Genomic DNA, 19,300 nt, shown 5'->3' with positions numbered 1-19,300 from the left:
TTTTGTTTTTAATAAAAATTTAGATTTTGTAATTCATCCTTTTAACAATCGTTTACTACCAATAAATCCGCGACTTTTTTCAAGGATTTTTCTGGGTCATTTTTATCGGAAAGAAAAAAGAAAAGATGCTGACTTTCATAGAAATCAGGTATATTGAGAATCAAATCAGGCAAACCATCATTGTTCAGATCACCTGCCCAAACCAGTCGGGGTGTGGCATATTCCATGTTTTCGATGGTGGTGAGTTCCATTGAATTTTCATCCGTTCCAAAAGACAAACGATAACCCGAAATTTTGGTATTATTGTCCAGTTCTTCGTTGGTTTTTGATTTTAATTCATCTCTGGTCATTATCTGTCCTTTTTCATCCAGACAAGAACCCATCGGTGATAAAAGATATTTTTTTCCATTGAAATTAAACGAAACATTATGCTCGGGAAACAGCATTTTATTTTCCAAAACCGTTACCGGATTTTCAGATAAACCTTCAAACGGCGTAAAGAATAAGACCTCATCATCGTGCTGGGATTTAATAATCATCACCTCTTCGCCCACGCATTCGTCACGTCCATAAGTGATTTTCAATTCCGCTTTTCCGATGTGCCATTTTCCTGTATTCGCATCTTTATAGATTTCGTACCATTCTTTTTCTTTTACGCCTTTCGGATAGCCGTGGCTTTCTTTGCGATATTGCGTAGGCAAAAGGATGTCTACATTTTGGGGAAACGGAAATGTGGTTTCCTCTGTTTGAACAATTGCCAAAGTATCATTTGAACCGGCTTGTTTTTCGCTATTTTCTGCGGTTTTCTTTGTTTCGTTTTGACAAGAAAGAAGACTCAAAATGCAAATGCACAACGAAATCTTGACTAAATAATTAGGTATCTTCATTTTTTAATTTTTAACTTTAAAACGATAACTGCCCGTGATATACTGATCAGCGTTTTTGTTCCACACTTTAAAATCGGTTTGATACACTTCATAAACCGCAGAAGCAGCCGGAATGCCCATCTTCAGTGAGATAACTTTTGCAGTTTCTTCAGGAAGTGCATCATTTCCACCAAAAAGATCGACTCCTTCCAAAGGAACTGGACGATTGCCGTCGTGCACTTGTTCTATGGCGCCTATGGCAACTTTCCCATTTTCTTCTTTCCAACCCGATATTTTTAAAACCAATTTAAAGCGTTCATCAGGTTTTACGGTGTTTTCATCGGAAATCATCTCGCCGCTTTCCAGCATCAGAAAGGCGCTTTCCACCTTTACATCACCGGTTTCTTCCCATTGAATTCCGTTGCGAATTTTCTGTTCGCTATTGCTTACTGTTTCCATGTTATCTATTTTATCATTATTTGTTTTTGTACTGAAATTACATGCTGCAAGGCTGCAAATCCCCAAGAATAATGCAGCTTTTGAAAAGATGTTTTTTGTTTTCATTGTTTTATTTTTAAAAAGTTTATTTTAAATTTTTTTTCACTTCAAATATCACTTTGGTAAATTGATTCCCTGTTCGTGCGGATTGAAATACACCTTGCAATTTTATTTTTTTGTTCTCCCACGCATCAAAATCTATTTTCTTATCGGAACTGTACACCTGAATTTCTGTGATGTTGACAACCGTTTTATCCGCCGTTTCGGGATCTTGCGGATCTGCATCACCGTACACATTGAAAGGATAATCAGTTTTTAAAATATACACCCAAACTTTTTCGTCTTTTTCGGGCGTTTTGCCATAGTTCGGGCGATCGTAAAACATCTTTTTAATAAGCGTTCCGCTGATGACGGATGTTTGAGGTTCAAACTGATAAACGCCGGGCAGATTTTGAATTTCGGTAAAACTAATTTTCCCAAATTCTTTGGTGGTCAAATGCGTAACATCTTTGGACGGTTTGGTATCGAAACCTGAATAATGTTCCACATCAAAACGGTGCAAGAACCAGTTTTTCTGCGCCACATCGTATTTGAACGTGATGTAGCGTTGGTCAAAATGATTATCGCCCACCGGCACTTTTTGTTCGATGGTAAAATAGCCGTTTTTAACGACCAGTTTCAGGTTGTTGGGATTGAAGGTTGCATCAACATCCATCAGCTTAGTGTTGGTTTGGGCGGTATTGTAGGTGCCATTTTTTTGCTGAAGCAACAACTGAATGTTGCATTGGTTTTTGTTGAAGGATAGCAGTACCGCATCTTTTTTCCATTCGTCTGCATTCAAATCGCCTTCGGCAAAAGCGGCCAATTGAAAGTCATCGGGAATGTATTTTCCAAATTGCGGTTGGTCTTTATCAAAGAATATTTCATTGTTTTCCACGGAATGAATGCCCGCTTTTTTCAGAATTAATTCTTCCGTGGCGTCTGAAAAATTTATTTTTCCCGTTTGTGCCGCTGTGATTTTCTGTCGTGCTTTTAAGTCTTCTACCCCGTGATTTTTAGTGATGGAAGTGTATTGTTTAAACAGGTAGGATCCATCTTTTGTCTTTTCAAATCTGATGGAAATATCGGACAATGAACTTGAGCTACCAATGGAATAATCAATGGACAAAACCGTTCCCGATAAGGACGGATAGTTTCCTCCCGAAACACCGTACAGTTCTTTGCTCATCATCAAACCGCTGTTTTCGGCAATTTGGGTGAGTTTTCCTTTTTCGTTGTGCAATAGAATCAAGGTTTCAAAATCATTGAATTCATTGGAAATCAATTCCAATAAAATATCACCGGATGGTTTTTTCAAACCATTACCCGAAGTATCGGCAAGCGTGTATCCTTTGGGAATAAAAGGTTGCAGTTGCTTTTCGCTGATTTGAGCATTGGAGGTAACGATGCCCAAACACAATAATTGAAGTATAAATAAAGTTGTTCTCATTGATTTAATAATTCTTTAGCTCTTTCTGGACTTCGGTCAAAACAGATATTGGTGCTGTCTTTTGGGTCGTATTTTACCGCAACATTTTGTCCGGGTTGGATTTTTGGAATGTCTATCATCTGCGCCATTTCTTTGAAAGTAACGGGCCAAGTTTTTCCGTCTTTGGTTACGATATCGGCATCGATAATTACTTGATAATATTCGGTTACGCCGTAAGTAATTTTCTTGTTTCCTTGTCGCAATTGTTTGATTTGCGCAACGGCAGGAATGCCATCTTTAATGTCTTTATCCACCTCGCAAGAGCCGAACAGCGCGATCGCAAACACCAGAATGAATGCCTTTATTGTTTTTTGTGCCTTTAATTTTATACTCATAGCGATTTTGATTATTAAAAACTTAAATTTCTATTGCACTATTCGCCTTATCGGTTCCGCTGATACAAACTCTTCTTGGATTTTTCTTATCATACAGAATATGAACGATATCATTCGTTTCAAATTTGTGCATAGAAGTAGCAGGCGTGATCAAATAAATATCGCTTTCAAATTTGTCGATGATAGTGTCGGTCACGGTAATCCTAACTTTCAGGATATGGATGTCCGGCATAAAATCTTTGAGTGCCGTTTCACTTTTTACCACTTTAGCGGTAGTAGCGGCGCCAATGTTCATTAGCTCTTTCAACAAATCGGAATGTTGCTGTACTTTTTGCATTAATTCAGCGGGTGCTACGTGTCTGGCATTCAGCACATCCTGATTGGTATAGTTCGCACCAGAGTTATTCATCGCTTTGTTGATATTACTCGCCTGATCGGCTTGCGTCCGCGTTTGCACGGATTGATCAATGACCACTTTGCTTTTGTTGTTCGGATCATATTTTACGGCAAACTGCACTCCGGGCTGAAAAATTCCGACCTGTGTAATGGGAAGCATTTGTTCTATTTTTGCCAGCCAAGTTTCACCCTGCGGATTGGTAACATTCACTTCAATGATAATCGAATAAAACTGATTGGCTCCCGCACGCATGGACATTCCTGCTTGGTAGCTTTTAATTACGGTAGCCGTTGCTGGCAAGCCGTTCGGAATATCTTTGGGTTTTAAGCTGCCCAGAATCCAGCGTTGCAAGACATAAATCATCAGAATGATGAAAAGGACGAATCCGATAACCATAAACCAGAAACTTCCACCAAAAATTTGGTTAATGGTATCGCCAAACCCCGTTTTTTTCATGGTGAAATAAATAGAACCCAGCGCAACAGCTCCAATTCCCAAGCCCATTAGCAAGGAGGTATTGGTGAATTTTTTTGAGAAGTTATTATTTTCCATCATTTTGTTTTTTAGGGTTAATCATACAAATTTTCCTGTTTCACAATTTTTCCGTTTTCGAGGTTGATTGTCATCAAATAATCGTTGTTGCTGACGAAGAGTTGGTCGCCTTTGATAAAAAAGCGCTCCATTTCATAATTTGGAATAAAGGTTTTCAACTCTTTTTGCGGGAGCTGTATTTTCCAAATGGTTTTTAGTGTAGTTTTATCCAGCATTGCCAATTCCAAATCCTTTTCTTTGTCGGAGGTGAGCGGCGAGAGCACGAAGAAATTGTTTTTGTAATACGTAATGGGCGCATCTGCATAATTTGGAGAATTTTTGTTTTTGCTTAGCGTAAGAAATTTTACGTCAATAAAATCATCCTGAGAAACGGTTTTTCCGTTGTTGGCAGTAATACTTTGTCTGCTGCCGTTGAGTTGTTTTTTGCTGTATTGTCTGTCCGAATTTCTATTGGAAACCTGAAAGTTTTTGGCAAAATTATAATTCACCATTTCAAATTTTCCCTGCACGGTTTCTGCTTTTCCTGTATTCGGGTCGATGCGGTAATAGCGTTTGTCATTGGCTTCTAAAATCAAGCCTTTTTCTTGGGTATTATTGATATAAAAGGAACGGGTATTTTTCCAATCTACATTCGGATTCAATTTTTCCAACTCACCAAAATCAAACTGGAATTTTTGGGCTCTCAAATCATACAAAGCAATTTTATTTCCTTTATTAGAAAGTGATTTCATCAGCCAAACCCAATTGTCTCCTGTCCACACCACATACATTTGGTCGTGTTTATTGGCTTCATAAGGTTTGCCCACAATTTTCCCCGTAGCGGTTTCCATCATGCGGAAATAAGCGGGATAAGCAAAACCGCGCATCGTTACATTTGCATCCAGATCGGGTTTTTCCACTTCGGTTTGATAGGTGTAAGCGAAATAATTACCGTCATCGCTGAAAATCCCGGATTTAAAAACCGGTGCATTGCTCACGCCCATCATACTTCCTATCCCTTCCATTTTCCCTGAAGTGAAATTCGAAATGGCATTGCTCATGAATTTGCGACCGAAAAAGGTGAGTGCAAAAGTCAAGGCAAAGCCTCCAATCAAAATGATGTAAAATTTTTTTCTAATGTTCATACGATTCTTTTTTTGAATTTTATTTGTATTAAATCATATCATATTGTTTACAGCAGCTTTTGCCTCCAACAGTCCAACACCTGTTATTTGCACATACCGTTTTGCCGCACCAATGACATCTCTGTTGCGAATGAGTTCCTGCAGTTTTGCATCCACATCGATGGGATTAGCGCCAGATAGAACTTCCGGGTTATCCAAGGAAGGTTTATGAATGCCTAAGTGTGTATAACTGTAAATTCTATCCACTAACATCGTTAGGCGTTTTACTTCGTTTTCGAGTGCTGTGATACGTGCAACTGTATTTTGGTTTTCTGTTTCGTTCATTGTTATTTGTTTTTATTTTTTCACTTCATAATGCCAGTCTTCGTGCTCTGGATCAAATACGGCCCAAGCTCCTGTTTTATTAACCCAAACAGCTACCGGGGTATTGATGCTGAATGAACCGATGTGCGAAATAGGAATGATATGTCCGCTAATAAAAGCTTTATCAGTTCTTAATACATTCGCATCACGCTCTGTTTGGATATAGAATGAAAAAAGCTGCGCCGACACCTCACCGTTTTCTACGATTTTACTGTCGGGAATAAAGCGTGTAATGATTCCTTTCGTTTTTGTCCAGTCCGAAATGTTTTCATGCTGTTTTATTTTCTTTTTGGCTTCTTCCATAGAAATTTCTTTGGGAGCGGTTCCTGTCAATGCACTGCCGCGGAATAACAATCCCATCAAATAAAACATGACATAAATGATGGCAAAACTTACTGCCAATAGGCTAAAAACCATTTTCCCAGTGCTGTGATAAAAATACCAGCAGAGCAAAATGGACAGTATAAAAAAGGAATGCGTTTTCATCCTTTTTGTAAGTTTCTTTTTATCCATAGTTTTTATTTTTTCATTTCAAAATGCCAGTCATCGTTTTCAAAAGTGATGTATTTGTATTTATTTTCGGGATTGTACAAAACCTGTACTTCTGTCTGTCGACCAAAAGAATTCAAATGATTTGCAGGAATGATTTTGCTTTTGTTGAATGTCTGAAAGCTGAGAAACTTGTTGGTTTTCGTTGATGCTTCGCAAAACAATAGCTCTGATAATGAAGGATAAAAACAAATAAAAGGTAGCCCAACTGTTGTTGTTGTTGTTTGCCTTTTCGGCTTTTATACGGGCTTTTTGTAAAAAATACTCCACGCTATCGGTTTCTCCAAGAGTATTATAAAAATTTGCAATCTGGCTATAGACTGTAGATGTGCTGGTGTTTTCTTCTATTCTTTCCCCAATTTCAATGGCTTTTTTATAATAATATTTTGCCAATTCGGGAGACGTTCTGGAATAATTGAAACCTATGAACGTTAATGTTTTAATTTTTTCACTTCCATCCGACAGTGTTTTTTCATGCGTGAGCAGACTGTCCAATTGTATGGGAGATTGGGCCAATAGATTTTTAGGATAGCCTAATAGAACCAGTAACGAAACCAATAAAAATCGTATCATAACTGATGAATTTGATCGGATGAAGCATTCCACATGTTAACCGTATTTCAGAATCATACAAAGTTATTTTCTAAAAATGTAATGATATAGGATAAAAGGGACAAAATGGATCTAAACGAGCTCCCGAGTAAATTCAGTAGAACTATTTTTCAGATAGGTGTGAGGCGTTAAGCCGGAGAAATTTTTGAATTCTGAAATAAAATGGGAACAGTCGTAAAACCCGAAATCCATAGCAAGCGAAGTGAGATTGCAATCCATAGACGTACGATCTAAAACATTTTTTATCGCATTAAAACGAATAATGCGGGAATACAATTTTGGATGGATTCCTAAATAATTTCTAAATGCCCTTTCCAAAGTTTTGCGGGTGATATTGGTCTTTTTCTGAAGCGTTTTCACATCGATATTCCCCTGCGCATGGGCGATAAGAGCTAAGGCATTCTGTACACTGTCCACTCGGTAATGCAGCTTGGTATGTAGGTATTTATTAATCAAAAAAGATTCGAGAACGCTTATAGTACTTTCAAGGTTGGGTGCCGATTGCATCTCATCGCTTAGCAGCTCCAACTCGTTGCCCCAAATAGCATCTACAGCGATTATTTTATCGGCCATATTTTCCATGTTGATTCCGGTAATCTTGGCAATTCCTAAAGGTTTAAACTTTACCCCCAAAATATCGATCCCTTTTTCATTTGTAGTTATAACACGCGGACAAGTAGGTTGCCCAAAAATATAAGCCGATTTATCTAAGGTATATTTATGATTGGCAAATTCATGTCTTTCTGTTTTCAAATTGAAATTGAAAGCCAATCCTTGTAAAAGTGGTGTTGCATAATGTTGTACGACAGATTCCGAAAGGTCAATCTTCGAATACCAATAATGTTCTACAACATCGGCTAAAATAGGAACGGGATGAAAAATTCTGTAAATCATACCTACACAATGGATTAAACATTATGTAAATATAATAAAAAAATAACCTGGCTTTTTTGGATATAGAGGAAATTGGTCTAAAAACAATTTCAAAAAATTAAAACGCCTCTCCTATCGAACCAAAATATGTTCTGTTATTTCCTAAATAATTTCACCATTTCATTTAAAAGCATCGGAATTAAACCTAAACCTAAAACCCTAATCTGAACAAAAAAGAATTCCACCTCTTATCCCGCAATTACCCCCTCTGAGGTACCATAAACACAGCGTGTATAGAAAATGGGCAACGCGTGCGCATCGGTAACATGACCGATGCGCACGCGTGCTTTGTCCAATGCGCATCGGGCATCTCACGGATGCGCATCCATTGCTAACGCGATTATCTCACTTGTCCACGTGAGAAAATAAAAAATAAGGAAATGAAAATTGCATGGTGCAAAGAAGAGTCATTTAATACGTTGTTGGGAAGAAGGAAAAGTCGTCGAAACTGATTCAGGATTTCTAAGTTTGATCCAACTAAATTTGTTCAGTTTTGAAATAAAAAAAACCTATAAATTATTCATTTATAGGTTTTATATTTCTTTCGCGGAGAGAGAGGTATTCGAACCTACCCAATAACAGAGTGTTATAAAATACTATTTATTTGATTTATTGAACATTACAATTATTACAATTCATTAAAATTCTTTTAAATAGTATATGATAGTATTTAAATTGGGTGTATATTTGGGTGTTACATCAAATACCTATGACGATAAAAAGAAAAATAACTATTGCTATTGAAAAAAGAAAAAAGGATGGTATTTTAATCACAGAGAACGTTCCTATACGTGCAAGAGTCGTGTATAATGGTGGTCGTGTGGAACTCTTTACAGGTTATCGTATTAATGCTGCTAAATGGGATGAAACTAAGGAAAGAGTTCGCAATGGATGTACCAATAAACTAAAACAAAGCTCTTCTGAAATTAATACTGCAATACAAGAGCTATCTACTACAATAGACCGAATCTTTAAAGAATATGAATTAAGAAATGAAATACCTTCTTTTACACTTTTAAAAGAGGAAATAAGACGTTGTTCAGATAAACAAACTATATCTGCAAAAGAAAAGAATCTGTTTATTGCTTTTGACGAGTTTGTAAAAAAAAGTGGAAAACGTAATGATTGGACAACGGCTACTTATACCAAATTTAATACTGTTCGTTCACATCTTTTTTCTTTCAAAAGCAACTTTCAGTTTTTAGATATTAACGAGCAGACTATGTTAGACTATGTTTCTTTTTTACGCATTGAAAGAAAAATGCGTAATAGCACAATTGAAAAGCAAATTAGTTTTGTAAAATGGTTTTTTAAATGGTGTAAAAACAACAATTATACAATTGCTTATAATTTTGAAGATTTCAAACCAAAGCTGAAAGAGAGTTCTAAAAAGATTATCTTCTTAACTCAAGAAGAAATTGAACAGATTAAATCAATAGATTTAGGTGCAAAATCATACTTAGAACGTGTACGTGATGTATTACTTTTTTGTTGTTATACAGGACTTCGCTATTCCGATGCCTTTAACCTAACAAGACACGATATTAAAAATAATGCTATTGAATTTGTTACTAAAAAGACAAACGATTTTCTTAAGGTAGAATTAAACAAACACAGCCGAGCGATATTAGAAAAATACAAAGATGTTCCTTTTGAGAAAGGAAAAGTATTACCTGTCATTTCAAATCAAAAAATGAATAACTATATCAAAGAACTTGGAGAGTTAGCAGAAATAAATGAACCAATTAGGGAAACCTACTATATTGGAAATGAAAGAATAGATGAAGTAAAACCAAAATACGAGTATTTAAGTACTCACGTGGGACGAAGAACATTTATCTGCACCGCTTTATCATTAGGAATACCTGTACAAGTTGTAATGAAATGGACAGGACATTCAGATTACAAATCAATGAAACCTTATATTGATGTAGCTGATACAATTAAAGCGAATGCAATGACTAAATTCGATATGATATGAACACAGTAGATGCCCAATTAGAATTGACAAGGTTTATGACTGATTACACAATAATGATGTGGGAAAAAGAATTAATTACATCAGGAAACTCTTTTGATTTTGACTCTCAAGATATTTATAGACAACACATTAAAAATATGTTAATGCATGATTTTAAAAATAAAGTTGATACTGTAAAAGATACAGAAGAAAAAAAAGAGATTTTATCTATCGTTAGAAAAAACTTAGAGTTAATGATTAAAATGTATGAAAAAAACTCTGATTTCTTCACTAACCTAGACAGAGATGAGCTTCGTTTAAAGATATATCGAGAAAATACTAAAAGCAGTTTATCGGATAATGACTTAACGTTGCAATTGTATAGAGAAACGGAATTACCTGAACGTAAAGCTTATTTTGAATCTGATTTTTATAAAGAAATAGGTTTTTTAAACCATGATTACCATCAAGAAATATACAACCATAGCAAAATGCTTTTAAAAGATCTAAAATCTAATTTCGAGGACTACGAAATATATGATAAGGATTATTTATTCATAAATGACAAACAGATTTTCTCAATGGAGTTAATTTCTAAATTACATAATATAGTAAACAAGCAATTCATTGAAGATATATCAGAATATGATTTCTATAGAGAGATAAATATCTTACATACAGTGAATAAAATAAAAATTAAGAAGGATTTTCTGTACACCTTCTTTTATATAATTCATTGCTTACATACTAAAATAGTAGACAATAATTTAAAGAAAAAATGGTTCAATCAAATATTAAAAGAATTTAAGATTAAGCAAACAACATATCAGTCTAAATATAAGCATATAGTTAGTAACGATTCAAATGATACATTAAAAGGGTATGCTATTCTAATTGATTCCGCTTTTAAACAATAAAATACTATAAAAGCTTTTAAAATTTACAAACCCACCTTTAAACCACTTTAAAATTTTGCTATAGTGGTTTTTTTGTGCAATAAAGTGTGCATTTCCACCTCCTATCCACCTTATAACCAACGTAATTTTGAATTGTTCGAACACCACAAAATTGTATAATTTTAAAAACTAATACTATGTATATAAACGAATTAAAAGAAAAGCCAGTTTGGCAAATGACAGGAGAGGAACTTTTACAATTATTACAAACAGTATCTCTAAAAGAGTTTCACCAGCTTAATACTTCACAAGAAACACTGCAATCTTCAAAGCATTATGTTTACGGAATACGTGGCATAGCAGAGTTATTTGGATGCAGCATTACCACTGCTAATAAAATAAAAAAAGAGGGGCATATCCAAAAAGCGATTATCCAAAGAGGTAGAAAAATTATAGTCGATGCTGACTTGGCATTGGAACTATTCGCTAAAAAATAAAAGGGGCGACTTCAGCAAATTCCCCTTAAAAATCCTATTAAAGTATAACTCAATTCTTATTCTTCAAAGATAAGGATTATAAAAACAAGTAAATATGAGCTTAGATATACCCTATATCCGAGTAGGAACTGCTTACTTTAAAATTATCGAAAAACCGTTGATTTCGGGTGATAAAGTTAAAGTCATGGTACGTTGGACTCGTGAAACAATTATATCAGATCACGGAAAGTCCTACTTAGAAAACATCTTAAAATTAGATGGCTTTTGTTGTATTCCAGACCATCTAAACTATGAACCAATCGTAGAAAACTTTTTTAACACTTATAATGAATTAAATATTAAACCAATCGTAGAAAATTTTAACCTAAATGTGTTAGAACAATTGATTCCAAATTCCCTACACTTTGTAAAACATATTTTTGGAAAAGAACAGTATGAATATGGCTTAGATTATCTAAAGTTATTGTATGAGAAGCCAACACAAAGCTTACCAATATTATGTCTAGTTAGTAAAGAAAGAGCAACAGGGAAAAGTTCATTTATAAAATGGCTTAAGAACATCTTTGGACTCAACATGACTTACATCAAAGGAGATTCCTTTGGTTCTCAATTTAATGCAGATTGGGCAAATATGTTATTAGTTGCTATAGATGAAGTATTTTTTGATAAAAAGGAAATTACAGAACGTTTAAAATATCTTTCTACTACTGACAAAGATAAGGTTGAAGCAAAGGGAAAAGACAGGCAAGAGATTGAGTTTTTCGCTAAGTTTATTCTTTGCTCTAATAATGAAGACGATTTCATTCAAATAGACGAAGAAGAAATCCGTTTTTGGATTCGAAAGATTAAACCTATTGAGACAGAAGACGTTCATTTTATTAAGAAGCTTACAAACGAAATCCCATATTTTATTAAGTATTTACTTGTTCGTTCTTATTACACTACACAACAAACCCGAATGTGGTTTACTCCCAAACAAATACTTACAGCTTCGCTTCTAAAGCTAATCAGTAAAAACAAAGTTGATATACCACTTTTAGAACTTTTAAACTTATGTTTTGAAAAGATTGATGAAGATCAAATTTGTGTCGCTCCTAATGATTTACTCTTGTTATTTCGTAAGACAAACCCAAAGCTAATTGTATCTGCTAGTGAAATAAGAAAAACTTTAAAGAAATGGGATTTTGAACCTCAAAACAACACAAAATCATATCAAGGAATAGAACTTTTATCTCATGGAGAATTCGTTAAAATAGAACGTAGAGGACGCTATTACATCATTAAAAAAGAATCGTTTTATAAAATATTTGATGCAGTGACGCAAGAATAGATTAAGTACCTATTTACTAATAAATTACACTGCATCAAAGTTTGCATCAATCAAATAATACATCAATTTTGATGCAAGCGTGATGCAAGAAATAATTACAGTTTGATGCAATGATGCAAAAGCGATGCAGAATATAGCATTGACTTACAGCTCATTAACACCTACTTGCATCACTGCATCATTAAAAACAGATTTCTAACTCGATAACTACATAACGAATGAATTGTGAATTAGCTAAAAAAATTAATCTTACAGACTTGCTTAAAAAGTTAGGTTACAGCCCAACAAAAACAACAAAAAATGATTGGTGGTATTTGAGTCCATTCAGAACAGAAAATACAGCATCATTTAAAGTAAATATTGATAAAAATATTTTTTATGACCACGCAGAAGGTTTTGGAGGAACACCTCTTGATTTTGTAATGAAGTATAATCATTGTGATATTAAATCCGCTTTAAAATTGCTTAAAGACAATACTTTTTCTTTTCATCAGCCAATTATCGTGAGTTCTAACAGGATGAAAGCCCCATCATATACAATCCGAGCAATTAAACGATTAAAGCACCCGAATTTAATACAATACATCAAAGAACGTAATCTTAGCCTTCAAATGGTTCAAACTTATTGTAAAGAGGTGCATTATACCTTAAATGATAAATCTTATTACGCTGTTGGTTTTCAAAATGACTTTGGTGGTTTTGAACTTAGAAACAAGTATATAAAAATGTGTCTTGGTAAAAAAGCTTCAACCTATTTTAATAATAGAAGTAGAAACATTGCCTTGTTTGAATCTTGGAGTGATTACATCAGCTTTTTGACCCTTTTTCCAAATGCTGAAAAACAATATGATTTCTTGATTTTTAATTCTGTATCCATCATCAAGAATACAATAATTAAGACATCAAATAATGAATTGTTCAGAAAATTACAATACGATAAAATTATTTGCTGTTTTGATAATGATAAAGCTGGAGAGAATGCAATTCTGATAATAAAGAAGGCATATACAAATGTTATTGATGGACGTAAGTTATACGAAAAACATAAAGACTTAAATGATTATTTGTTAACCATTCATTATAATGAATTGACCTAAGAAATCGAGATGTGTATTTGTATCTACAAATCTGCGATTCTTGCTACCAAATACACTCTCGCTTTTTCTCCTATACAGTCGCAAAAGACTTTAAAAAACTATCTAAAATTTTAAATTTATGAAATCAAAAACAATAAACATAAGAGTATCAAATTCTGAGTTTTATATCATCAAAAATACTGCAAAAAAAGCAGGAATTACGATGTCAGAATATATAAGAGCAACTGCTCTAAACTATAATTTATCTTATAAATTAACGGAAGATGAAATAGAAATTTATAAAGAATTAAATAAATATGCCGATAATTTTAGACGAATTGGAAATTTATTTAAGCTTGGAGATTCTACAAAAGTGAAAGAAATTTCAGTTGAAACTGCACAGTTAATTCGGGATCATTTAAACCGCTTAAAATTATGATTGGAATGGCAAAATCAGTAACAGGAGGTGGAACGCTTTTTAATTATGTATGCAATCCGCAAAAAGGGTACGAAGTTGATCGAAACTTAATATCTGGCACAAACGCTAAAGAAATATTTGATGATTTTAAACTTTATCTTAATCAGAATCAAAGAGCTTCTAACAAACTATTTTCTATGGTATTAAGCCCTACAATTAAAGATGGTAAAAAATTAAATGCAAAAGAATTCAAAACTTTGACAAGAGATTTTCTAAACGAACTTGAACTTGACTACAAAAAACAACCTTACATAGCTTTTTTACATACAGAAAAAGAACATCAACATATTCATATTTTATATTCTCGAGTAAACGAAAATGGACGTTTGATTAGAGATAATCATATCGGTAAAAAAGCACAATGGGCAGCTCATCGTGTTGCAGAAAAAAGAGGGTTGATTTCAGCGAAAAAATTAATGATTGAAAAAATTAAATCATTAGATGCAGAAAGAAATAAAGTAAGTTCTGCTCAAAAACAAATCCTGAATATTCATAAATCAATTATAAAAAATCTTGTAAAAAATTATGATGACTACAAATCGAAAATGTTTAAAAATGGCTTGATTGTAAAACCTTATATCAACAAGCAAAACCAATTACAAGGACATAAAATCATTGATTTACATACAGGAGTTGAATATAAAGCAAGTGATATTCATCGTTCTCTTAGCTTATCAAATATTATTAAATCAGGGATATTGCCTGATAAAAATGTAAAGCTACACAAGACCTTAGAAAAGCCTTATGAAGAAGGATTGAAGAAATTGTTTCAATCCGAAAAACAATCTACATCGTATAATCTTAAACGTTAATTCATGAGTTACAAAAAGCAACAACCAAAAATAGCAGACACTTTAGATATTTTTATTGATCGTGTTGAAGCTATCGAAAATTCAATTCTAAAACTCAAAAAATTAAATGAAAATATTGAAAGTAAAAACCTTCAATTTAATACTGAATTCGAACAAAAATTCACTCAATTAAAACAGTTAACACTTAAAATAGATGTGTCCAATTTAGAAGCTGAATTAAAGAAAATTGATCAGAACTTAATAGATACTTCAAAAGAAGCATCTTTAATACTGAACAAAGAAATTTTAAATTTTGAGAAATTAATCCAAAAAATATCGAAATACAAACTCAATTATATACTTATCATTGCTATAATTTTTTACATCCTTTCGATTTCTTCAATGTTTATTGCAGGAAAACAATATGCTGAAAAAATTGAGGAAAAAGAACAAAAAGAACATTATATGAATTTTATTAGATCGAATAAAGAAGTATTAAAGTTATATAATAACCGATAAAATTAAGGGCAAGTTTATTACCTTTTGCAGTAAAAAAGAAGTACAATACTATTTACAATCCGTTACAGAGGAACTGCCAAGAACCTTAATCCCATACGCCATTTATAAACATGTGCGTGAGCCTATCTCTGATTGATTGTCAAATGAAGGTCGCAATTTCTGAGACACTATCCTATAAAGTGTGTAAGTTAAAAAGTTGGGCTTAGATTTTATAATCTGAGCCTTTTTTCAAAAATAAGCATAAATTGGTTTAAAACAATCCCCCAATTATGAATAGGCATTGTCCACTTTTTGCTGACGATTTACAGTTTGTTGTACTACTTTTCGGTTTTGTAGTTTCCTTTGTTTTAGGGCTTTTATACTCTCTATCTGTACCAAATTCGTGTGTATTGTTGTACGCACTTTTGACAGCGTTCATTACTTCGATTTCGTTGTAATTGTAGTCGGATAAAATGAAAACTAACGCTTCTGCATAACTAATTCCTTTTCTATTTAAGTTACACGCTAATTGATGTACAAAGTTATTTCTGTTTCCTTCGATGTAATCCATTTTCTGTTTTGTGAATCTGACGCAATGATCGTATAATAGATCTGGAGTATTGAGATTTGAGATATTAGATTCTGCACTTCGACTTTGCTCAGTGACCAGATCGTTTTGATTAGATTTCTCGACAAGCTCGAAATGACAAGACGAATGAGGTTCTGCACTTCGGCTTCGCTCAGTGACCAGAAATATATCTGCATTTGGGTTGAAAAAGATTTCTGGATCGTATTAAAAATTCAGAAATCACCGAACCTATTGAATTCGCAATAGAGCCACTAAATGACACAGTTTTAGAAAATGTTTTAGAAAATATTTTACCCTTTGCTAGTTTCATTGTAATTGCAACAATTCAAGGAAAAAACTATATCTCAGGAAAATCAACAATTACAGAAGCGTCTAAATCTTTCGTAGAAAAATCAGTAGAAAGTGGAATTGCTATCGGTTCTGGAGCCTTAGCATTAGCTATTTTTGACTCTATGGCTTCCTATTTTGAAAGTAAAGTTTTGAAGAATGGTATTCATGGCTTCGTATTTTAGGTTGTTTGGCAATTACGTATTTCTAATAAATTAGAATGATATTATCTAATTTACGAATTTTTTTTATTACACAAAGTAATGATAACTAAATGTTTATTATTTTATTTACTTTTTTTATTGAGAGATAATAAATTTCATATATTTGTGTGTTACACGACATTTTACCAAACAATCGTAATAAATGAAGAAAATAATATTTTTAGCGAGTCTATTTTTGAGTATAAACTTTGTATTTGCACAAACTGCAAAACAAAATGTAGAAAAAGATTTTAAAAAATACAGTCAATTAGTTTCAGAAAACAAAATCGATGCTGCATTAGAATATACAAATCCTAAACTTTTCGAAATAATTCCCAAAGAATCAATGAAAAGTTTACTTGAAGCTGTATTTAAAATGCCAAATATTGAATATAAAATTTCAAGTCCAATATTAAACGAAATTAGCGACGTAAAAAGGATTGAAAATACTGATTATATAAAAATTAAATACATTTCACCTATTGAAATGAAAATGAAAGATTTTGATCTAAGTGATGAAAGTAAAATTCAAACGTTACTACATTCATTTGAAACTAAGTTTGGTAAAGGAAATGTAGCTTTCGACAAAGAATCAGGATTTTTTAAAATAAATGCTGAAAAAGAGGTTGTAGCAACTTCAACCGACGACAAAAATAGTTGGAAATTTATAACTGTAGATAATCCAAGAATGAAAGCATTACTTGGAAAAATAATTCCATCTGAAATTTTGGAATAAAAACGTCGTGTAACAAGGGTTTGGCGCAATGGCGGGTTAAGGCTAAAATTGAAGTTTCGGCTTTCTATTACGCAAAAAGCCAATTATATTGACTTTTTTCTTAAATTTATTCAATTAATTGGCTTTTGCTTACCGTGTCGCTAAATTGAAACTTTTCGCTTCAATTTCCGCCACTGACGCCAAGCCCCGAAACGTTAGCAACAATATAATTAAACATGATTAAAAAAATAGCACTTCTTTTTCTAATTCTAATTTTAGGAAATATATTACACGCTCAAGAAAGATTAACTCAAACTGAAAAATTAGCAACAACAGCAAAAATTTGGGGATTTTTAAAATATTATCATCCCGAAGTTGCCAAAGGCAATTTTAATTGGGATGAAAAACTTTTTGAAATTTTACCAAAAGTTGAAACAGCAAATACAAAAGAAGAATTGTCCAAAACTTATATTGATTGGATTTTAAGTTTGGGAAACATTGAAGAATGTAAAAAATGTAATCAGAAAACTAAAAATGAATACTTTGATAAAAATTTCAATTTAAGTTGGATAAACAACACTAAAGTTTTCACTTCTGAACTTTCGAAAAAACTGAAATTCATTGAAGAGAACAGACATCAAGGAGAAAGTTATTATGTGGAATTTGAAAACAAAAGAGTTGGTAATCTAAATTTTATAAACGAAAAAAAGTACAATGACTTTGACTGGAATAATCAAAATTTAAGATTGTTAACCCTGTTCAGATATTGGAATATTATCGAATATTTTTTTCCGTACAAATACCAAACTGACAAAAATTGGAATGAAGTGCTTGATGATATGATTCCAAAATTTCTCAACCCTAAATCTGAAAATGATTTTCATATGGCAATACTCGAACTTGTTGTTAGCATTGATGATAGTCACGCAGGATTTGTTTCTGATGAAAAAAACAAATATTTTGGAAATTATTGGATTCCAGCTGATTTCAAACTTATTGATGGAAACGCAGTAATAACCAAATTCTATAACGATTCTTTCGCAAATGCTGATGATATTAGAATTGGTGATGTTATTACAAAAGTTAACAATCAAGAAGTTGAAGGCATTTTCAAACAAAACGAAAAATATATCAACGGTTCTAACTTGGCAAGAAAAAGGAGAAATGCCTATTTTACAATTTTTAATGGTTCAACAGATTCTGTTGATATAGAATTTATCCGAGGTAATCAAACTTTCAATAAAACCGTAAAAAGATATAAGTTCAAAGATTTCGGATATAAACGTGAAAAAGAAACAGAAAAATTTAAAATCCTTGACGGAAATATTGGTTACGTCAATATGGGAATTTTAGAAAAAAAAGATGTTTCTGAAATGATGAATAGTCTTAAAAATACAAAAGGGATTATTTTCGATATTAGAAATTACCCGAAAGGAACAGGATATGCGATTGCAGAATATATATCCTCAAAACAAAATGATTTTTATAAAGTAACAATGCCTGATTTAAATTATCCGGGAAAATTTATTTGGAGAGACGGTGCTAAATGTGGAAAAAATGGAGAACTGGAATACAAAGGAAAAGTTATCTTACTAGTAAACGAAAACTCACAAAGTCACGCAGAATTTACTGCAATGACTTTACAAACTGGAGATAATGTAACTACAATTGGAAGTCAAACTTCAGGTGCAGACGGAAATGTTAATAAATTTGAATTAGTTGGAGGATATGAAACAATGATTACAGGAATCGGAATTTTTTATCCAGACGGAACTGAAACTCAAAGAAAAGGAGTTAAAATTGATATTGAAGTTGAACCAACAATCCAAGGGATTATTGATGGAAAAGACGAAGTTCTTGAAAAAGCGGTTGAATATGCGAACCGATAAAAAATATACTGTTGCTAACATCGCATTGGCAAAATGGCGGGTTAAGTGCAAAACTCAACCTTTGTGCTTTTTTCCCGCCGAATGTGTTCCATATTCAGCTTTTTTTTAATAATTTAGCTTCTGTGGAAACACATCGGCTACGTTACTGCTAAATTGAACTTTCGGTTCAATTTATCCGCCACTTCGCCAATGCGTTTCCCGTTATGTGCCATTTTTGAATGACAATGCGAATAGATACAGACAAACAAATGAATTTACTTAGTGATAAGAACGTTGCAATAATTGGTGGTGGAC

At 33.0% G+C, this 19,300-nt stretch carries 21 protein-coding genes; 10 read left to right on the top strand and 11 right to left on the bottom strand.

Going from position 1 to position 19,300, the window contains the following annotated elements; genetic code table 11:
- Positions 1-41 precede the first annotated feature (41 nt).
- The 10 genes from ACVFVN_RS03565 to ACVFVN_RS03520 form a co-directional block, all read right to left on the bottom strand.
- Complete coding sequence (locus ACVFVN_RS03565) at positions 42-887, bottom strand: hypothetical protein (protein ID WP_456234211.1); 846 nt, start codon at positions 885-887, stop codon at positions 42-44.
- Between the two features lie 3 nt (positions 888-890).
- Positions 891-1,430: a hypothetical protein gene (locus ACVFVN_RS03560; protein WP_456234210.1), complete on the bottom strand. Its 540-nt coding sequence runs from the start codon at positions 1,428-1,430 to the stop codon at positions 891-893.
- A 19-nt stretch (positions 1,431-1,449) separates the two neighbouring features.
- Positions 1,450-2,853, bottom strand: a complete 1,404-nt coding sequence (locus ACVFVN_RS03555; protein ID WP_456234209.1) for a hypothetical protein — start codon at positions 2,851-2,853, stop codon at positions 1,450-1,452.
- On the bottom strand, positions 2,850-3,227 hold the full coding sequence (locus ACVFVN_RS03550) for a hypothetical protein (RefSeq protein WP_456234208.1): 378 nt from the start codon (positions 3,225-3,227) through the stop codon (positions 2,850-2,852). The genes ACVFVN_RS03555 and ACVFVN_RS03550 overlap by 4 nt, the downstream gene beginning before the upstream one ends.
- 22 nt (positions 3,228-3,249) lie before the next feature.
- Entirely contained in the window at positions 3,250-4,179 is a 930-nt protein-coding gene (locus tag ACVFVN_RS03545; RefSeq protein ID WP_456234207.1) for a hypothetical protein, read from the bottom strand.
- A 14-nt stretch (positions 4,180-4,193) separates the two neighbouring features.
- Positions 4,194-5,300, bottom strand: coding sequence for a hypothetical protein (locus ACVFVN_RS03540; RefSeq protein ID WP_456234206.1), 1,107 nt, complete (start codon positions 5,298-5,300; stop codon positions 4,194-4,196).
- 33 nt (positions 5,301-5,333) lie between these two features.
- A complete protein-coding gene (locus ACVFVN_RS03535) occupies positions 5,334-5,624 on the bottom strand; it encodes a hypothetical protein (RefSeq protein ID WP_456234205.1) in 291 nt (96 codons plus the stop codon).
- Between the two features lie 12 nt (positions 5,625-5,636).
- A complete protein-coding gene (locus ACVFVN_RS03530) occupies positions 5,637-6,080 on the bottom strand; it encodes a hypothetical protein (protein WP_456234204.1) in 444 nt (147 codons plus the stop codon).
- A 156-nt stretch (positions 6,081-6,236) separates the two neighbouring features.
- Entirely contained in the window at positions 6,237-6,785 is a 549-nt protein-coding gene (locus ACVFVN_RS03525) for a hypothetical protein (RefSeq protein ID WP_456234203.1), read from the bottom strand.
- A gap of 111 nt (positions 6,786-6,896) precedes the next feature.
- Positions 6,897-7,718 (bottom strand): helix-turn-helix domain-containing protein, encoded by an 822-nt coding sequence (locus ACVFVN_RS03520; protein WP_456234202.1) that lies wholly within the window; start codon positions 7,716-7,718, stop codon positions 6,897-6,899.
- 748 nt (positions 7,719-8,466) lie between these two features.
- On the opposite strand from ACVFVN_RS03520, the gene ACVFVN_RS03515 reads away from it, so the two are divergent.
- The 8 genes from ACVFVN_RS03515 (at position 8,467) to ACVFVN_RS03480 (ending at position 15,304) form a co-directional block, all read left to right on the top strand.
- Positions 8,467-9,738 carry a site-specific integrase gene (locus ACVFVN_RS03515; RefSeq protein ID WP_456234201.1) on the top strand — a complete coding sequence of 424 codons (1,272 nt, stop codon included), beginning with the start codon at positions 8,467-8,469 and terminating at the stop codon, positions 9,736-9,738.
- Complete coding sequence (locus tag ACVFVN_RS03510; protein WP_456234200.1) at positions 9,735-10,634, top strand: hypothetical protein; 900 nt, start codon at positions 9,735-9,737, stop codon at positions 10,632-10,634. Before ACVFVN_RS03515 ends, ACVFVN_RS03510 begins: the two co-directional genes overlap by 4 nt.
- A 176-nt stretch (positions 10,635-10,810) precedes the next feature.
- Positions 10,811-11,110 (top strand): DUF3853 family protein, encoded by a 300-nt coding sequence (locus ACVFVN_RS03505; protein WP_456234199.1) that lies wholly within the window; start codon positions 10,811-10,813, stop codon positions 11,108-11,110.
- A gap of 94 nt (positions 11,111-11,204) precedes the next feature.
- On the top strand, positions 11,205-12,440 hold the full coding sequence (locus tag ACVFVN_RS03500; protein WP_456234198.1) for a DUF5906 domain-containing protein: 1,236 nt from the start codon (positions 11,205-11,207) through the stop codon (positions 12,438-12,440).
- A 218-nt stretch (positions 12,441-12,658) separates the two neighbouring features.
- Entirely contained in the window at positions 12,659-13,537 is an 879-nt protein-coding gene (locus ACVFVN_RS03495; protein ID WP_456234197.1) for a toprim domain-containing protein, read from the top strand.
- A 118-nt stretch (positions 13,538-13,655) separates the two neighbouring features.
- A complete protein-coding gene (locus tag ACVFVN_RS03490; RefSeq protein WP_456234196.1) occupies positions 13,656-13,955 on the top strand; it encodes a plasmid mobilization protein in 300 nt (99 codons plus the stop codon).
- Positions 13,956-13,960: 5 nt separating this feature from the next.
- Positions 13,961-14,806 carry a relaxase/mobilization nuclease domain-containing protein gene (locus tag ACVFVN_RS03485; protein ID WP_456234195.1) on the top strand — a complete coding sequence of 282 codons (846 nt, stop codon included), beginning with the start codon at positions 13,961-13,963 and terminating at the stop codon, positions 14,804-14,806.
- A gap of 3 nt (positions 14,807-14,809) precedes the next feature.
- Positions 14,810-15,304, top strand: a complete 495-nt coding sequence (locus ACVFVN_RS03480; protein WP_456234194.1) for a hypothetical protein — start codon at positions 14,810-14,812, stop codon at positions 15,302-15,304.
- A gap of 250 nt (positions 15,305-15,554) precedes the next feature.
- On the opposite strand, the gene ACVFVN_RS03475 is transcribed toward ACVFVN_RS03480, so the two are convergent.
- Positions 15,555-15,854 carry a primase C-terminal domain-containing protein gene (locus ACVFVN_RS03475; RefSeq protein ID WP_456234193.1) on the bottom strand — a complete coding sequence of 100 codons (300 nt, stop codon included), beginning with the start codon at positions 15,852-15,854 and terminating at the stop codon, positions 15,555-15,557.
- A gap of 711 nt (positions 15,855-16,565) precedes the next feature.
- Between ACVFVN_RS03475 and ACVFVN_RS03470 the strand changes: the two genes are divergently transcribed.
- Entirely contained in the window at positions 16,566-17,138 is a 573-nt protein-coding gene (locus ACVFVN_RS03470) for a hypothetical protein (RefSeq protein ID WP_456234192.1), read from the top strand.
- Positions 17,139-17,353: 215 nt separating this feature from the next.
- The gene (locus ACVFVN_RS03465) at positions 17,354-19,006 is read left to right on the top strand and encodes a S41 family peptidase (RefSeq protein WP_456234191.1); all 1,653 of its coding nucleotides are present in this window, start codon (positions 17,354-17,356) and stop codon (positions 19,004-19,006) included.
- Positions 19,007-19,300 lie beyond the last annotated feature (294 nt).

Source organism: Soonwooa purpurea (assembly GCF_053891095.1).
The sequence above is the reverse complement of the archived record's forward strand: the minus strand, read 5'-3'. Positions and strand labels throughout refer to the sequence as shown.